This window comes from Geobacillus sp. B4113_201601, from assembly GCF_001587475.1.
Lineage (GTDB): Bacteria > Bacillota > Bacilli > Bacillales > Anoxybacillaceae > Geobacillus > Geobacillus icigianus.
Genome location: NZ_LQYX01000097.1, coordinates 1 through 390 on the forward strand (window position 1 = coordinate 1; position 390 = coordinate 390).

The window sequence follows — 390 nt, forward strand, 5'->3', positions numbered from 1 at the left end:
TTACTCAAGGAGCTGGGTTCATGTCTCCTTTTTTGTTTAGCTGTCAATTTATGTTAGCAAATTTGCTCATCTACAGGATGGTAAATCTTCATATAATAATGGTGATGCATCATCTAATGGATCCAGTAAAGGTAGTCAAGTAGATTCAGGTAGTTCATATGATGAAAATAATAAAGAAACTGTAGATGAGCATTTTTCATTACAATAATTTCCATGCCCTAAGAGACAAACAGGGGACCCCTTAGGCGACATGGAGCTGTTTTTTGATCACATCAATGGGAATATCTTGCTTTGCGGCGTCATAGATGAACTCAACGACGCTGTGCCCTTTCCGAGACCGAAGAAGCTCCAGGCCGGAAGAGAGGTCTTGCTGAGATTCGGCGATGCTGT

Annotated in this window: 1 pseudogene; it reads right to left on the reverse strand. The window is 41.3% G+C overall.

What is annotated here, in order from left to right:
- Positions 1–241 precede the first annotated feature (241 nt).
- A pseudogene (locus B4113_RS20675) lies at positions 242–390 on the reverse strand (IS701 family transposase); the annotation flags it as partial.